The 14680-nt window shown below is 60.6% G+C and carries 15 protein-coding genes; 2 read left to right on the top strand and 13 right to left on the bottom strand.

Annotated elements, in window-relative coordinates; translation table 11 throughout:
- Positions 1-5 precede the first annotated feature (5 nt).
- Positions 6-386, top strand: a complete 381-nt coding sequence (locus BFP92_RS27540; RefSeq protein WP_065931911.1) for a helicase — start codon at positions 6-8, stop codon at positions 384-386.
- 59 nt (positions 387-445) lie between these two features.
- Here the strand turns inward: BFP92_RS27540 and BFP92_RS31565 are convergent, their stop codons facing one another.
- The 10 genes from BFP92_RS31565 to exbB form a co-directional block, all read right to left on the bottom strand.
- Positions 446-1204, bottom strand: coding sequence for a hypothetical protein (locus BFP92_RS31565; protein ID WP_139114127.1), 759 nt, complete (start codon positions 1202-1204; stop codon positions 446-448).
- A gap of 388 nt (positions 1205-1592) precedes the next feature.
- The gene (locus tag BFP92_RS27530) at positions 1593-2993 is read right to left on the bottom strand and encodes an aminoacyl-tRNA deacylase and HDOD domain-containing protein (protein WP_065931909.1); all 1401 of its coding nucleotides are present in this window, start codon (positions 2991-2993) and stop codon (positions 1593-1595) included.
- 77 nt (positions 2994-3070) lie between these two features.
- Positions 3071-5146 carry an ATP-dependent DNA helicase RecG gene (recG, locus tag BFP92_RS27525; protein ID WP_065931937.1) on the bottom strand — a complete coding sequence of 692 codons (2076 nt, stop codon included), beginning with the start codon at positions 5144-5146 and terminating at the stop codon, positions 3071-3073.
- Positions 5147-5154: 8 nt separating this feature from the next.
- Positions 5155-6075, bottom strand: a complete 921-nt coding sequence (locus BFP92_RS27520) for a hydrogen peroxide-inducible genes activator (protein WP_015886540.1) — start codon at positions 6073-6075, stop codon at positions 5155-5157.
- A gap of 113 nt (positions 6076-6188) precedes the next feature.
- A complete protein-coding gene (locus BFP92_RS27515; protein WP_065931908.1) occupies positions 6189-6719 on the bottom strand; it encodes an iron transporter in 531 nt (176 codons plus the stop codon).
- Positions 6716-7543: an FTR1 family iron permease gene (locus BFP92_RS27510; RefSeq protein ID WP_065931907.1), complete on the bottom strand. Its 828-nt coding sequence runs from the start codon at positions 7541-7543 to the stop codon at positions 6716-6718. The genes BFP92_RS27515 and BFP92_RS27510 overlap by 4 nt, the downstream gene beginning before the upstream one ends.
- A gap of 3 nt (positions 7544-7546) precedes the next feature.
- Positions 7547-7882: a cupredoxin domain-containing protein gene (locus tag BFP92_RS27505; RefSeq protein WP_170875876.1), complete on the bottom strand. Its 336-nt coding sequence runs from the start codon at positions 7880-7882 to the stop codon at positions 7547-7549.
- Positions 7883-8051: 169 nt separating this feature from the next.
- Positions 8052-8801, bottom strand: a complete 750-nt coding sequence (locus BFP92_RS27500; protein ID WP_065931906.1) for an energy transducer TonB family protein — start codon at positions 8799-8801, stop codon at positions 8052-8054.
- Positions 8798-9223 (bottom strand): TonB system transport protein ExbD, encoded by a 426-nt coding sequence (gene exbD / locus BFP92_RS27495; RefSeq protein ID WP_003195519.1) that lies wholly within the window; start codon positions 9221-9223, stop codon positions 8798-8800. Before exbD ends, BFP92_RS27500 begins: the two co-directional genes overlap by 4 nt.
- Positions 9224-9229: 6 nt before the next feature.
- Complete coding sequence (gene exbB / locus BFP92_RS27490) at positions 9230-10213, bottom strand: tonB-system energizer ExbB (protein ID WP_065931905.1); 984 nt, start codon at positions 10211-10213, stop codon at positions 9230-9232.
- 189 nt (positions 10214-10402) lie between these two features.
- Here exbB and BFP92_RS27485 point away from each other — a divergent pair, with 189 nt between their 5' ends.
- Positions 10403-11254: an SDR family oxidoreductase gene (locus BFP92_RS27485; RefSeq protein WP_065931904.1), complete on the top strand. Its 852-nt coding sequence runs from the start codon at positions 10403-10405 to the stop codon at positions 11252-11254.
- A gap of 107 nt (positions 11255-11361) precedes the next feature.
- On the opposite strand, the gene BFP92_RS27480 is transcribed toward BFP92_RS27485, so the two are convergent.
- Genes BFP92_RS27480 through spoT form a run of 3 tightly spaced genes read right to left on the bottom strand, consistent with a single transcriptional unit; the run spans position 11362 to position 14672 of the window.
- Positions 11362-12105 carry a hypothetical protein gene (locus tag BFP92_RS27480; RefSeq protein WP_065931903.1) on the bottom strand — a complete coding sequence of 248 codons (744 nt, stop codon included), beginning with the start codon at positions 12103-12105 and terminating at the stop codon, positions 11362-11364.
- A 56-nt stretch (positions 12106-12161) separates the two neighbouring features.
- Positions 12162-12542 (bottom strand): RidA family protein, encoded by a 381-nt coding sequence (locus tag BFP92_RS27475; RefSeq protein WP_003176922.1) that lies wholly within the window; start codon positions 12540-12542, stop codon positions 12162-12164.
- A 24-nt stretch (positions 12543-12566) separates the two neighbouring features.
- Positions 12567-14672 carry a bifunctional GTP diphosphokinase/guanosine-3',5'-bis pyrophosphate 3'-pyrophosphohydrolase gene (gene spoT, locus BFP92_RS27470; protein ID WP_056860838.1) on the bottom strand — a complete coding sequence of 702 codons (2106 nt, stop codon included), beginning with the start codon at positions 14670-14672 and terminating at the stop codon, positions 12567-12569.
- Positions 14673-14680: the final 8 nt, after the last annotated feature.

The following is a 14680-nucleotide window of genomic DNA, read 5'->3' as shown; positions in this document are numbered from 1 at the left end:
TGTGCATGAAATTTCGTCTTCTGCTGTGGGTGCTGGGCCTGATGATGGGCAAAGCCAGCCGCACCAATCCTGCCTTTCAGCAACAGCTGGGTGACAAAGACCTGGCGTTCCAGTTGCAGACCCTCGACGGCAAGGTTGCCCGTCACTTCATCGTCAAAGACCAGCGCATCACCAGCCGTTCAGGTGTTCACCCGTCGCCCGCGTTTGCCATTGCCTTTAAAGATGCCGCCTACGGCTTCGCCACGATGCAGGCGAAAAACAAGCAACTGGCGTTCATGACGGGGATTCAGGACAAGTCGATCCAGATCAAGGGCAACCCGGCGCTGGTGATTTGGTTCCAGGGGCTGACCAAGTATTTGAAGCCGCGTAAAAAGACAATACGTTAGTTCTTGTCGGTGTTCAGGGCAGCGATTGCCCCGAACGCTTGTTTCCAGGAAAGGTATTTTTATTCACGAATAAGTTTTGTTTTAGTTCGCTTGGAAATGTGCGCTGCAGTATCTCGACCCTTGAGGGTAATCTCGCTACCGATACTGTCTGAATAAAGATTGATCTTAACACTTGCTTCTTTGTTTACCTGGATTTTAGCGTTTCCTGCCCGAACCTCAATGTCTACTTCGCCTGCGCGAGCGAATATCGTGTCACGGAGTCCCGATGAGCGTATGTGAGTGTTTCCTGCGTTGTGCGTGGGTATATCGGTGGTAAAAAAGTTTTCTCCGCCTTCACCGTGAAGTTCGCTTTTGCCACTGCCCGCAAACAGTCTATCATTGCCGTTTCCGCCCTTTACATAACCTCCCCCGGTGCTGAGTTGTACGTGATCATCGCCGTCTGCTGTGTCCACGTTGGCAAAGCCACCACCTGTTTGTACAAAGTCGTCGCCGGCTCCGGATTTTACGTTAGCGGTGACCCTAACGTCGTCGTCGATCGTTATACGATCTTTGTAGCGGCCTGTGGTGATGTTGAGGGTGCTGCTGCCAGAGTTTGGAACGTCCAGCGCATGTGGTCTTCCATTTATAAAGGCAACCAGTCTTCCGTCGAGTTCTTTTTTAATTCTGATGTCGGCCTGGTTTTCAGTGACGCTAATAGAGACGATGTGACCGCTTGAATCGCGATCATGTACGATCTTTACAAAATTTTCTTGCGGGGGTTTGGGCTGTTGAGATAGTGGAGGAGAAGGCGTAAATGAAAAGGGCGAAGTGACGTTCATAAGAAACTCCAGGTACGGATTGGGCACATTCGCTATGTGGGTCGGAAGGGGTGATCAGTTCAACGTTATATGTTGCTGCATATATTAACTTCAAGTTGTTACGGTGAGGCGCGTGTTTAAAATATAAAACTATTGTTCGCTTTTCTTGCATTGAAAACTCATATCGAGAGGGGGTCGATCTCATGTTTATTTCAGGGTCGAACCCTGTGCGAAGGCGATATCAATGGCATATCGTCTGCGGTGTCCTGCTAACGCGAGTCTTTCAGGCAGACCGAGTTGTATTCATCGCAGGCAAGCCAGCTCCCACAGTTGACTGCATTCCAACGCTGGAACGCGGTCAGGTGTGGGAGCTGGCTTGCCTGCGAAAGCTATGCAGCAGGCGGCAGACTTATCCCTGGCTGAACTGGGATGCCAGCTCGCGCAACAGCACTTCGGCATCCAGCACTTTACCGACCACTTCTTCAGCCTTTTCCCGGCTCAGGCCCAGGCGTTCCAGCAGGGCGTCCGGGATGGCTTCATCCGGCCCGGAACCAATCCCACGGCTGCGCAGCAGGCGTACCGCCAGGCACACCAGATTCGGGTATTCGGCATATTGCCCGTCATAGGTCGGGTCGTGCTGGAAGCGCAGGGCGGTGGACAGTTCGTCCGGCATATCCCAGTAGCGCATCAGCCAGGCGCCGATCTGCTCGCGGCTGATGCCCAGCAGATGCTGTTCGACATAGCTGTGACACAGGTGCGGGTTGACCTCCAGGTGACGGCAGATCAGCGAGAAGTGTGGCGGGAACACATGGGCCAGCAGCAAGTAGCCGAAGTTGTGCAGCAGGCCGGCGAGGTACGTCAGGCCGGCTTCCGGGCGCTGGGCGCGGGGCATGGCGCGGGTCAGGCCTTCGATCACGGCGGCGGTGTAGATCGACTGGTGCCAGTACGGCGTGGACTGGTGCGGATGATCCTTGGGCAGGCTCAGGGTTTTGCCCAGGGCCAGGCCCAGCGCCAGGTTGATCACCAGGTCAAAGCCCAACACGCGCACGATGGCGTCTTCGACTGAACGAATCTTGCCCGGCGAGGCGTAGTACGGCGACGCGGCCCAGCTCACCACTTGGGCCGCAAGGGCCGGGTCGGTTTCGACGACGCTGGTAATGTCATCGATGGTGGCGTTGGGGTCGACGCGCAGCTTGATGATTTTCTGTGCGGTGTCGGCCAGTGGTGGAATCTCGATAGTCGCTTCCAGACGCTGCTGGATACGGCGTGCGGTGAACGCTTGCATCGCCTGGGTGATTTCCTCGCGGTCATCATTGGGGCGGTCGAGGTTAGGGCGGATGTTGCTCAGCGGTTCGCCGAAGTGCCCGGCACTGGCCTTGGTGAGCATGCTCTTGAAATCGCCGCTGGCGATCTCCAGCAGCAGCCCGGCTTCACCGGAGTGCACCAACAGGCTTGGCTCGTTGAGCAGGCTGCCTTCGTACAGGCATGGCGAGCTGGTCAGCGCCGGCAAGCCCGGCAACAGGCTCAAGTCGTGCTTGGCCAGCATGCGTTCGATGCGGTCCGGCGACACGGCCGTGAGGCGACGGCCGGTCAGTTCTGCCAAGCGGTTGAGGTCGAGTAACTGGCTCTGGGGGAACAGCACCATGAGTGCGCCCACGGCATCTTCCAGCAGCACCGCCTGGACCTTTTGTGCGGGATTCAGGCCGGCGTGTTCGGTCACTTCCGTGTAAGGGATGGCGAGCTTTGCGAGCAGAGCCCGAATGACCGGCGGGGCGGTCAGTGGGGCTGTGGCGAGGGCGACTTCTGACATGGCCTGATCCAATTTCTTACAGTCATTGGAGTATAACCAGCTTGATACATCTGTTGGTTGGATAAGTGAGTCAGGCGTCACACTTGGCCGTATTGCTGCCCGTGCCTGAGCCAGCGATCCAGCAAAGGGCTGACATGCTCCGGCCAACGCTCCAGCAGCGCTTGCGCCGCATCACGCACGGCAGGCAGCAGGTCGGCATCGCGCATCAGGTCGGCGACCTTGAATTGCAACAGGCCGGTCTGGCGGGTGCCGAGCATTTCACCGGGGCCGCGCAGTTCGAGGTCTTTTTCGGCGATGATAAAACCGTCGTTGGTTTCGCGCATGATGCCCAGGCGCTGACGGCCGATCTGTGACAGCGGCGGGTGGTACAGCAGCACGCAGTGGCTGGCGGCGCTGCCCCGGCCGACACGGCCGCGCAGTTGGTGCAGTTGGGCCAGGCCCAGGCGTTCGGGGTTTTCGATGATCATCAGGCTGGCGTTGGGCACGTCCACGCCGACCTCAATCACCGTGGTGGCCACCAACAGTTGCAGGTTGCCAGCTTTGAACTCGGCCATCACCGCGGCTTTTTCCGCAGGCTTCATGCGCCCGTGGATCAGCCCGACCTTAAGTTCGCCCAGAGCGCTGGTGAGGTCTTCAAAGGTGGTTTCGGCGGCCTGGCAGGTCAGTTCTTCGGACTCTTCGATCAGCGTACACACCCAGTACGCCTGACGGCCTTCGGCGCAGGCGCCGCGCACGCGCTCGATCACTTCGACGCGGCGCGTGTCGGTGACCAGCACGGTGTTGACCGGGGTGCGGCCGGGCGGCAGCTCATCGAGGATCGAGGTGTCGAGGTCGGCGTAGGCGCTCATCGCCAGGGTGCGCGGGATCGGCGTGGCGGTCATGATCAACTGGTGCGGGTTCATGCGCCCACCCACGCCTTTCTGGCGTAACGCGAGACGCTGCTGCACGCCGAAGCGGTGCTGTTCGTCGATGATCACCAGCGCCAGGTTCTTGAACTGCACTTCGTCCTGGAACAAGGCGTGAGTGCCCACCACCATCGGTGCGCCACCGGCGATCTGCTCCAGGGCGGCGGCACGCACCTTGCCCTTGAGCTTGCCGGCCAGCCACGCCACTTCCAGGCCCAAGGGTTCGAGCCAGCGCTTGAAGGTGATGAAGTGCTGTTCAGCGAGGATTTCGGTAGGCGCCATCAGCGCCACCTGGTAACCGGCTTCCAATGCCTGCAAGGCGGCGAGGGCGGCAACCACGGTCTTGCCCGCGCCCACGTCGCCCTGGATCAGGCGCAGCATCGGTTCATGCTGGCTGAGATCGTAGGCGATTTCATTACCTACCCGTTGTTGGGCGCCCGTCGGCGCAAAGCCAAGGTTGGCCAGGTATTGGGCGGGCAGGCGCGTGGCCTTGGGCATCGCCGGCGCGCGCAGGGAGCGCATGCTTTCGCGCAGGCGCTGCTGGGACAGTTGGTGGGTCAGCAGTTCTTCGAAGGCCAGGCGATGCTGAGCCCAGTGATGGCCCAGTGCAAGTTCGTCGACGTCAGCGTCGGCGGGTGGGTTATGCAGGTAGCGAATCGCATCGTCCAGCGGCGCCAGTTGATAGTCGCGCGCCAGCTCCAGAGGTAGCCAATCGGGCAGGCTTTTGGGGCCGAGCATCGTCAGCGTTTGCATACACAGCTGGCGCAGGCGTTGCTGGGTCAGGCCTTCGGTCAGCGGGTAGATCGGTGTGAGCGTGGTGTCGACCGGCGGCGGCTCGTCACCGGTGATGGCACGGTATTCCGGGTGGTAGATTTCCAGGCCGGAGGCGCCGGGGCGCGCTTCGCCATAGCAACGCACGCGGGTACCACGCTTGAGGCCGTCCTTTTGCGCGTTGCTGAAATGGTAGAAGCGCAGGCTCAGGCCGCCCGTGCCGTCCTGCAGGCGCACGACTAAACTGCGGCGCTTGCCCATGACCACGTCGGCGCCGCTGACCGTGCCTTCGACCACCGCATCCTGCCCAGGGCGCAAGTGGCCGATGGGCACGACGCGTGTGCGGTCCTGATAACGCAGGGGCAGGTGGAACAGCACGTCCTGGAGGTTTTCCAGGCCGACCTTGGCCAACTTCTCGGCCATGGCGTCACCGACACCTTTAAGTGCCGTCACCGACACCTGCGACAGCTCAGTCATACGTTTGCTTAGCTCGCAGCAGGCGGTTTGGCCACCGAACACAGGCGGATCGAGTCGGCGAGGATCTCAATGGCTTTCGGGCGTGGGAAGCTCGCGCGCCAGGCAATCGCCACGGTACGGAACGGCACCGGTGGCGTCAGAGGGCGCACTTCGATCACGCCGGGAGCGTAGTGATGGCTGTCCACCGCCGACAGCGGCAGAATCGAAATGCCCAGGCCGGACGCGACCATGTGCCGGATGGTTTCCAGGGAGCTGGATTCCACGGTGGTGTGCTTGGCGCCGTCGTTGCCCTTGGTCAGGGTCGGGCAGGCTTCCAGTACCTGGTCGCGGAAGCAGTGGCCTTCGCCCAGCAGCAACAGGCTCTTGTCGTTGAGCAGGCCGGCGTCGATGGTGTCTTTCTGCGTCCACGGGTGGGAGGCCGGCATCAGCACGTAGAACGGCTCGTCGTAGAGCGGCAGGGTCAGCACGTCTGCTTCGTTGAACGGCAGGGCGATGATGATCGCGTCGAGCTCACCGTTGCGCAGTTTGTCGCGCAGTACGTGGGTAAAGTTTTCTTCGATATACAGCGGCATCTGCGGCGCAACGCGGTGCAGTTGCGGAATCAGATGCGGGAACAGGTACGGGCCGACGGTGTAGATGGCGCCGACTTTGAGCGGTGCGGTCAGCTGGTTCTTGCCGGCCTGGGCCAGCTCGCGAATGCTTTGCGCTTGCTCCAGTACCTTTTGGGCCTGGGCAACGATGCCTTCGCCCACCGGCGTGAGGCGCACGGCGCTCTTGCTGCGCTCGAAAATCAGCACACCGAGTTCGTCTTCAAGCTTTTTCACACCCACCGACAGCGTCGGCTGGCTGACATGGCAACGCTCGGCCGCGTGGCCGAAGTGCTGTTCTTGGGCGAGGGTCACGATGTAGCGTAATTCTGTAAGAGTCATAGCGGGCGTCCATGAGGTTGCGGGCCAAGCATACCGGCTGCAATCGATAGACGCACGTTATCAGACACTGTGGTGTTTACGACACCCGGTAATCGGGTGTCGTAAGTAAGCGCTTAATTCTGTGGGTACTTGAAGGTGAAGGTTTCGGTGAAGGGAGACCACCATTCCGGTACGCCGGTTTCTTTGTCAACGTGATGGAAGAAACCTTTGATCTGCGGGCTCTCGTAACGCAGTACCACGGTGTAGGTGCCGGGGCCGTCCATCTTCACGTTGTTGGCGTAGTGGGCGCCGTCTTTGGCGACCATCGGCAGCAGGGTGCCGATTTCCTTGTAGTCCGGCGCGCCTTGCTTGACCAGCGAGTAACTGATGGTCAGGTACGGCACCCATTCACCGTTGGCCAGGCCGTATTTGTTGTCGGCGGTGGCGTGGACGTCGGTTTCCAGGTGCACCGAGTCCTTGCTCATGACCATGCCCGGCGGCATCGGCGCCATTTCGATGCCGACCAGGTAGGAGGATGCGATTTCCATGTCGTTGGCCTGTACCGGGCCGCCAATCGGATATTCGCGTGCCTGTGCCAGGGTCGACATGACCACGGTGCCGGCCAATAGCAGCGCGGCAGCCAGGGGTTTGCTCAGGTGTTTCATTGGGTAGCTCCTTGGGAGGTGGAACGTGAGTGAATCAATCGGCTGCCCATCACCAAGAGCAGTAGCGTGGCGACCCAGGCAACCAGCTGCACACCCAGCGGTCGATCGGTGTAGCCCACCAGCGCTTGCAGCGCCCTGCCGGTGAGACTGGCGTCGGACACCAGCCAGGAGGTATCCCAGAGCTGATAGCCCCAGGCAGGAATCAGGTCGATGCCGGCAAGGATCGCGGCGGCGCGCCCGGCCATTCCGGCGGCGAGCAGGGCAATCATCCAGGAGGTGATCGAGAACAGGCGTTTCAGGCTGATGGCGACCAGGCCGCGATATAGCAGCCACGATAGCGCCGCGCCGGCAATGATGCCGAGCACGCCGCCGACCAGCATCGTCAGCGGGTCGGTCTGGGTCGAGGCGGCAATGCCGTAAAGGAACAGCACTATTTCCGAGCCTTCGCGCAACACTGCCACGGTGATCACCACGGCTAATGCCCAGAGCGATTTCTCCCCACGCAGCACCGCATTGCCGGCGCTGCGCAGTTGCGTCGCCAGTTCGCGCCCATGGGTGGCCATCCACAGGTTGTGCCAACCGAGCATGAGGACCGCCACGATCAAAATCGCTGCGTTGAAGATTTCCTGACCAAACCCTTGTAGCGCTTGGGTGATTGCACCAGTGAACAGCGCAAGCAGGCCGGCCCCGAGTACGCCGGCTGCGACTCCGCCGCCAATAAACAGGCCGCGGCGTGCCAGGCCCTGAGTGGCGGCCATGATGATCCCGACCACAATCCCGGCTTCCAGCACTTCACGAAACACGATCAATAGACACGCGAGCATGGGCTACTCCTTCGGCGCGACGGCGGTGACCGTGCCTTTGGCCTGGTCTGGGTGGTAGTCATCGAAAAAGGTGTAGGTGCCAGGGTGCAGCGGGCCGGCGAAAACCGTGATGGTGTTGCCGGGGACGATGATTTTCTCGAACTTCATGTCATAGCTTTCGAACTCATCCACGCTTTCGTCATGGCTGGTGAGTTGAATACGAAAGCGTTCGCCCGCCGGCACTTCGAAACTTGAAGGGGTGAAGGTGTGGTTTTGAATGTTTAGCGTGACCAGGCGATCCGCATGGGCGGCGAGCGGAAACGCGAGCAGGGCGAGGGTCAATCGGGCGAGGTTGGGCACACCGGATATCCACTAATGAGAACTATTCGCGGATGATTGGCATTGTAATTAAATGTTACAAGTGAAGATTGCGCCGACGCGAAGCCTGTTCAATCCAGGTTCAGGTTGGCGGGTGTGAGAGAGGAGGGAGCAGCAACCGTGGGCACCCGACAGGTGCCCACGCAGAGGGTTAACGACGACGTTTTTCGATGTTGTAAACAAACGGCGCGACGATTTCGACGCTGCCGCCTTTCAGCATGTCGGCCGGTGGCTTGGGCAAGGGCTGGGCACGACGGATCATGTCCAGGGTCGCACGGTCCAGATCGGCGTTGCCGGAGCGGCCCACCAACTCGTAGGACAGCACGTTGCCTTCGCCATCGACCACAAAGCGCAGGCGGTTCAAGCCTTCCTTGCCGCGCTGTTGGGCGCCTGGCGGGTACTTCTTGTACTTCTGCAAGTGCGCCAGCAGGGTGCCTTCCCAGGACGCTTTGGCTGCGATCTGTTGTGGCGACGGGCCCGGAACCGGCTGGGCGGACTTTTCAGCCGGCGCATTGTTTTGTGGCGATTCGCTCGGCGGCTCTTCGGAAGGTTTTTCCTTGGGCGGCTCGGGCTTCTTCTCCACCGGCTTGGGCGGCTGAGGTTTGGGTTTTGGCTTGACCGGCTTGGGCACCTGGATCGTTGGCTTCGGCGCCTCGGCCAGTTTTGGCAGGGGCAGCTCTTCCACGGGGGCAGGCGGCTGTGGCGGCGTGACAACCTTGGGCGGCGCCGGCGGTGGCGGTGCAGGCATCGGCGCCAGGTCGATGACCATGGCCGCCGGTGGCAACGTTACCGGATGCGGCGCGGACCACTGGAGCGCGATGATGATCGCGACGGCATGCACGCCCAGCACGACGGCGAGGCTGGTGCCATAACGCGTCAGTTTGTGGCGCGTCGTGATCATTTCTTGGCTGCCGTCTCAAGTCCGACCAGGCCGACCTTAAGGTAGCCGGCTGCGCGCAGCGCGTCCATCACGCTCATCAGGTCGCCGTAGTCCACGCCTTTGTCGGCCTGGAAGAAGATCGTCGTGTCTTTCTTGCCCTGGGTCTTGGCGTCGAGCACCGGGCCCAGGGTTTCAGCTTTGACTTCTTCTTCGCCCAGGAACAGACGTTGGTCTGCCTTGACGCTGAGGAAAATCGGCTTCTCTGGCCGCGGCGCAGGCTTGGCGCTGGACGCGGGCAGGTCGACCTTGATATCCACGGTCGCCAGCGGCGCCGCCACCATGAAGATAATCAGCAGCACGAGCATTACGTCGATAAACGGCGTGACGTTGATCTCGTGGTTCTCGACGAGTTCGTCGTCGCCTTGATTCAAATGCAGGCCCATGGCCGATTACCCCACTTTCACCATGTGCGGTTGCGAGCTGCGCTCGGTAGGCAGGTGATCGAGGTCGCGGCTGACCAGCAGCAGGACTTCTGCCGACGCGTCCGATACCTGGGCCTTGTAGCCGGCAATCGAACGGGCGAAGACGTTGTAGATCACCACCGCAGGAATCGCGGCAACCAGGCCCAGGGCGGTTGCCAGCAGGGCTTCGGCAATGCCGGGGGCGACGACGGCGAGGTTGGTGGTCTGGGTTTTGGCGATGCCGATAAAGCTGTTCATGATGCCCCACACGGTGCCGAACAGGCCGACAAACGGTGCGGTGGAACCGATGGTGGCGAGTACGCCAGTGCCGCTGCTCATGTTACGGCCACAGGCTGCAACCAGGCGTTCGAGGCGGAAGCTGACGCGCTCCTTGATCCCTTCTTTTTCGCGGGTATTGACCGACAGGCGCATTTCTTCCAGCGCGTCGTGTACCAGCAGGTTGGCCAGGGTGCCCTTCTTGGTCGCACTGTCGCTGGCTTCCTTGAGGGTGGTGGCTTTTTTCAGGTGGACGATTTCAGTGCGCAGGCGGCGCTTGGCCCCCAGCAGCTCGAAGCCCTTGGCGATCCAGATGGTCCAGGTGATGATCGAGGCGATGGCCAGGCCGATCATCACGGCTTTTACCACCACGTCAGCGTTCTGGTACATGCCCCAAGGCGACAGGTCATGGGCCATGCCCAGGCTGTTGTCTTCTTCCAGCACTACACCGGTTTGGTCGGCAGGTGCTGCATCGCCTGCAGCCTGGGCCGGGTCGGTGGCAACCGGCGCAGCCACAGGAGCGGCAGGCGTGGCGCCAGTGTGCTCGGCAGCAGCCGGTGCGGTTGGGGCGGTGGCATCAGCGAAGGCGGCGGTCGGTGCCAGCAGTACGCTGAACAGCAGCGCAGCAATCGCACGCCAGGCGCGGGATGGGCTGTGAAGCTTGGTTGGCGAAGCGGGGTTTGTATTACGTGTCATGCTGGCCGGACCTGAGAGAAAAAATGGAGTGATCGTCCTGCCAGACCCTTGGGGGTCGAGGACAAATGGGCGGTTATTATTGCAAGTAATTCTTGTTAACAGAAGTAATACAGTTACTTTATTTGTCCTTTTTCTGGCCGCTCGTCATCTGCGAAGGCTAATCTAGACCTTTAAGAACGGAGTTTTATGATGTCTGCGCCTTCTGTTGTGATTGCCGGTTGCGGCGATGTGGGTAGTCGGCTGGCTAGCCAATTGCTGGCCTCGGAATGGGAGGTTCACGGCCTGCGCCGTGATATTTCAAAGCTCCCCGATGGCGTGATCGGTATTGCCGGCGACCTGTTCAAAAAGGATTGCCCTGAGACCTGGCCGATCGGTGCAGTGGATTACCTGGTGTATTGCGCAGCCGCCACCGACCACGATGAGGCCGGGTATCGTGCGGCATACGTGCAAGGGTTGCAGCATGTGCTGGAGTGGCTGAACGACTACGGCCAAACGCCCAAACATTTGCTGTTTGTGTCCAGCAGCAGCGTGTACGGCCAGCAGAATGGTGAGTGGGTCGACGAAACCTCCGAGACCCAAGCGAAGGGCTATTCCGGCCAGGTCATGTTGGAAGCCGAGCAAGTGGCTCTCAACAGCGGTATCCCGGCGAGCATCGTGCGCTTGACCGGTATTTACGGTCCTGGCCGTGAATGGCTGCTGACCCAGGTGCGCCAAGGCTATCGTGTGGCAATCGATCCACCTTTATATGGCAACCGGATTCACGCCGATGATGCGGCAGGTTTGCTGGCCTTTTTGCTACGCCATATTGAGCAGGGCGGCTCGCTGGAAAAAATCTACATCGGTGTCGACGATGCCCCAGCGCCCTTGGCGGAGGTGGTGGGCTGGTTGCGCGAATACCTGGGCGTGACGGAGTGGGCGGATGACGCCAGTGTAAGACGTGCAGGCAGCAAGCAATGCAGCAACGCCCGGGCCAAGGCGTTGGGCTGGATGCCGACCTACCCGACTTATCGCGAAGGCTATGCTGCGATTCTCAAGGGCTGAAACAAAAAAATGCGGGAGCTGGCTTGCCTGCGATAGCGAAGTATCAGTCGACATCTATCTCGACTGAACCACCGTCATCGCAGGCAAGCCGGCTCCCACATTTGGTTCTATTTCTTCTCAAGCAGCCATTGGCGCGGGCCGGGTGTGAACTGCGGCACTTCGTCGGCCAGGGCGGTGTTGATCGCCTGGAAGATTTCCAGCTGCTTGCCTTTGCGCGCGAAGATCCACGGGTTGCCCTGGCCGTTCAATTGCAGCCAGATACTGTCGTAGCCGCCGCTCATGGAGGCGCAGTCGCCAGCCAGGCACAGCGAGTAGCGGTCGACGCCTGGCAGGCCGGCGACCTTGCCGTCGGCCTGGAACTGCACCGTGGAGCCGCTGCCGTTGCCGTCGGTAATCTTCCAGTCGCCGCCCATGTAGGCTGCATATAGCGCCCGCTCGAAGTTGGCACCCAGTGGCGCACCTTCCGGAGCGGGATCCTTGGCACGGGCGAACAGTTGCTCAGGCTCGTTATCGTTGGCCACTTGCAGCAGTTGTTTGCCTTTGCGCTTGAGTTCGGTGGCGGAGCTGCCGTAGAACTCGACGCTCCAGGCGCCGGATTTATCGCCGAGCAATTTGCCTTCAGCGACTTCAAAGCCGTTGTAGTAGCGCGCCTGCAAAGCCTTGGTGTTGACCTCCCATTCGAGGTTCGGGCCAAAACTCTGCAGCGCTTCACGCAAAGGGCCGCCCTTGGCTGCCGCGTTGATGGCGGCCTGGTTGATCCAGGTGCCACTCACATCCAGGTCGGCGGGGTTGCTGGCGCAGCCGCCGAGCAACAGGGCGAGCAACGAAGTGGCTACAAGCGCTTTGCGCATCATGAAATCCTTCTGAAACAAAGTCGGCGCAGCCTGTTGAGGCTGCGCCGGGTGTTTTATTCGATGACCAGGATCGCGTCCATCTCAACCTGTGCGCCCTTTGGCAGGGCGGCAACGCCGATGGCGGCGCGGGCTGGGTACGGCTGTTCGAAGTACTTGCCCATGATCTCGTTGACCTTGGCGAAGTGGCTCAGGTCGGTGAGGAAGATGTTCAACTTGACGATGTCCTTGAACGAACCACCGGCGGCTTCGGCTACGGATTTCAGGTTTTCGAAGACTTGTACGGTTTGCGCTTCAAAGCCTTCAACCAGTTCCATGGTCTTTGGGTCCAGCGGAATCTGGCCGGACATGTAGACGGTGTTACCCGCCTTGATCGCCTGGGAGTAAGTGCCGATGGCGGCCGGGGCTTTGTCGCTGGTGATAACAGTCTTGGTCATGAGTTGCTCCTTGTAAGAGAGGTGCTATGCACGCATGCGGGTGATGCGGATCACCCCGGTCAGGGCGCGCAGTTTCTTGATCACGCGGGCCAGGTGCACGCGGTCGTGCACGCTGACCACCAGCTGGACCACGCTGATGCGGCCGTCGCGTTCATCCATGCTGATTTTTTCGATATTGCCGTCGGCCGCGTTGACGCTGCTGGCCAGCAAGGCGATCAGGCCGCGCTGATGCTCCAGCTCTACACGCAGCTCGACGTTGAATTCGCCGGTGACATCCTTGGCCCAGGAAAGCTGAATGCATTTCTCCGGGTTGTGGCGGATTTCGGTGATATTGCGGCAGTTGTCCAGGTGCACCACCATGCCTTTGCCCGCCGACAGGTGGCCGACAATCGGGTCGCCCGGGATCGGCGTACAGCATTTGGCGTAGCTGAGTACCAGGCCTTCGGTGCCGCGAATCGCCAGCGGGCCTTCCGGGCTTGGCAACTGTTCGCCTTCGCCGAGCAAGCGGCGTGCGACTACATAGGCCATGCGGTTGCCCAAGCCGATATCTTCCAGCAGGTCCTCGATGGTTTCCTGGCGGTACTCGTGGAGCATCGCTTGCACGCGCTCGGCCGGGATCTTGTCCAGGGCGCTGTCGAAACCGTTGAGGACCTTGTTCAGCAGGCGTTCGCCGAGGCTGATGGATTCGGAGCGGCGTTGCAACTTCAGGGCGTGGCGGATGTGTGTCCGCGCTTTACCGGTAACCACGAAGTTGAGCCAGGCCGGGTTCGGGCGCGCGCCGGGTGCACTGACAATCTCGACCGTGGAGCCGCTTTGCAGCGGTTCGGACAGCGGTGCGAGGCGACGGTTGATCCGGCAGGCAATGCAGCTGTTACCGACGTCGGTGTGCACCGCGTAGGCAAAGTCGACCGCCGTGGAGCCTTTGGGCAGCTCCATGATTCGGCCTTTGGGCGTGAACACGTAGACCTCGTCCGGGAACAGGTCGATCTTCACGCTTTCGATAAATTCCAGGGAGTTGCCGGCACGTTGCTGCATTTCCAGCACGCCTTTGACCCACTGGCGAGCACGGGCGTGAGTGCCCTTTGGCTGTTCGTCACCGCTGGACTTGTACAGCCAGTGGGCGGCGATGCCATTGTTGGCCATCTCTTCCATTTCCCGCGTACGGATCTGTATCTCGATCGGCACCCCGTGCATACCGAACAGCGTGGTATGCAACGACTGATAGCCGTTGGCCTTGGGAATGGCGATGTAGTCCTTGAAGCGCCCCGGCAAGGGTTTGTACAGATTATGTACAGCGCCCAGCACGCGGTAGCAGGTGTCTACCTTGTCGACGATGATCCGGAACGCGTACACGTCCATGATCTCGTTGAAGGCCCGGCGCTTGCCGCGCATCTTCTTGTAGATACCGTAGATGTGCTTCTGCCGGCCGCTGACTTCGCCTTCAATCTCGTCGATCGCCAGGCAGTGGCTCAGCGACTCTTCGATCTTGTTGACGATTTCCTTGCGGTTACCCCGTGCGCGCTTGACCGCCTGGTAGATGCGCGCCGAGCGCATTGGGTGCATGGCCTTGAAGCCGAGGTCTTCGAATTCGATACGAATGGCATGCATGCCCAGCCGATTGGCGATGGGCGCGTAGATTTCCAGGGTTTCCTTGGCGATGCGCCGGCGTTTTTCGCCGGACAGCACTTCCAGCGTGCGCATGTTGTGCAGCCGATCGGCCAGCTTGACCAGAATCACACGGATATCCCGCGCCATGGCCATGGCCATTTTCTGGAAGTTTTCTGCCTGGGCTTCGGCCTTGGTCTCGAAGTTCATCTGGGTCAGTTTGCTGACCCCGTCGACCAGTTCGGCCACGGTTTCACCAAATTGCGCGCTGAGCGCTTCCTTGGCGATGCCGGTGTCTTCGATCACGTCATGCAGCATCGCGGCCATCAGGCTCTGATGGTCCATGTGCATGTCGGCAAGAATATTTGCCACCGCAAGAGGATGGGTGACATACGCCTCACCGCTTCGGCGGCGTTGGCCGTCGTGGGCTTGTTCGGCGTAGAAATACGCTCGGCGGACCAGGTTGACCTGGTCTGGGCCGAGGTAGGCCGATAAGCGATCGGCGAGGGCGTCTATGCTCGGCAAAGTATGAA

It is taken from the genome of Pseudomonas sp. 58 R 3 (assembly GCF_900006605.1).
GTDB classification, from domain to species: domain Bacteria; phylum Pseudomonadota; class Gammaproteobacteria; order Pseudomonadales; family Pseudomonadaceae; genus Aquipseudomonas; species Aquipseudomonas salomonii.
This window is presented reverse-complemented; position numbering and strand designations above follow the sequence as displayed.

What these genes read in the sequence shown, in the direction of transcription:
- exbB (WP_065931905.1), bottom strand. Translation starts at nt 10,213, where the DNA reads ATGACACGTAATACAAACCCCGCTTCGCCAACCAAGCTTCACAGCCCA.
- BFP92_RS27530 (WP_065931909.1), bottom strand. Translation starts at nt 2,993, where the DNA reads ATGTCAGAAGTCGCCCTCGCCACAGCCCCACTGACCGCCCCGCCGGTC.
- exbD (WP_003195519.1), bottom strand. Translation starts at nt 9,223, where the DNA reads ATGGGCCTGCATTTGAATCAAGGCGACGACGAACTCGTCGAGAACCAC.
- BFP92_RS27520 (WP_015886540.1), bottom strand. Translation starts at nt 6,075, where the DNA reads ATGACTCTTACAGAATTACGCTACATCGTGACCCTCGCCCAAGAACAG.
- BFP92_RS27510 (WP_065931907.1), bottom strand. Translation starts at nt 7,543, where the DNA reads ATGCTCGCGTGTCTATTGATCGTGTTTCGTGAAGTGCTGGAAGCCGGG.
- BFP92_RS27480 (WP_065931903.1), bottom strand. Translation starts at nt 12,105, where the DNA reads ATGCGCAAAGCGCTTGTAGCCACTTCGTTGCTCGCCCTGTTGCTCGGC.
- BFP92_RS27540 (WP_065931911.1), top strand. Translation starts at nt 6, where the DNA reads ATGAAATTTCGTCTTCTGCTGTGGGTGCTGGGCCTGATGATGGGCAAA.
- BFP92_RS27475 (WP_003176922.1), bottom strand. Translation starts at nt 12,542, where the DNA reads ATGACCAAGACTGTTATCACCAGCGACAAAGCCCCGGCCGCCATCGGC.
- BFP92_RS27500 (WP_065931906.1), bottom strand. Translation starts at nt 8,801, where the DNA reads ATGATCACGACGCGCCACAAACTGACGCGTTATGGCACCAGCCTCGCC.
- BFP92_RS27485 (WP_065931904.1), top strand. Translation starts at nt 10,403, where the DNA reads ATGTCTGCGCCTTCTGTTGTGATTGCCGGTTGCGGCGATGTGGGTAGT.
- recG (WP_065931937.1), bottom strand. Translation starts at nt 5,146, where the DNA reads ATGACTGAGCTGTCGCAGGTGTCGGTGACGGCACTTAAAGGTGTCGGT.
- BFP92_RS31565 (WP_139114127.1), bottom strand. Translation starts at nt 1,204, where the DNA reads ATGAACGTCACTTCGCCCTTTTCATTTACGCCTTCTCCTCCACTATCT.
- BFP92_RS27515 (WP_065931908.1), bottom strand. Translation starts at nt 6,719, where the DNA reads ATGAAACACCTGAGCAAACCCCTGGCTGCCGCGCTGCTATTGGCCGGC.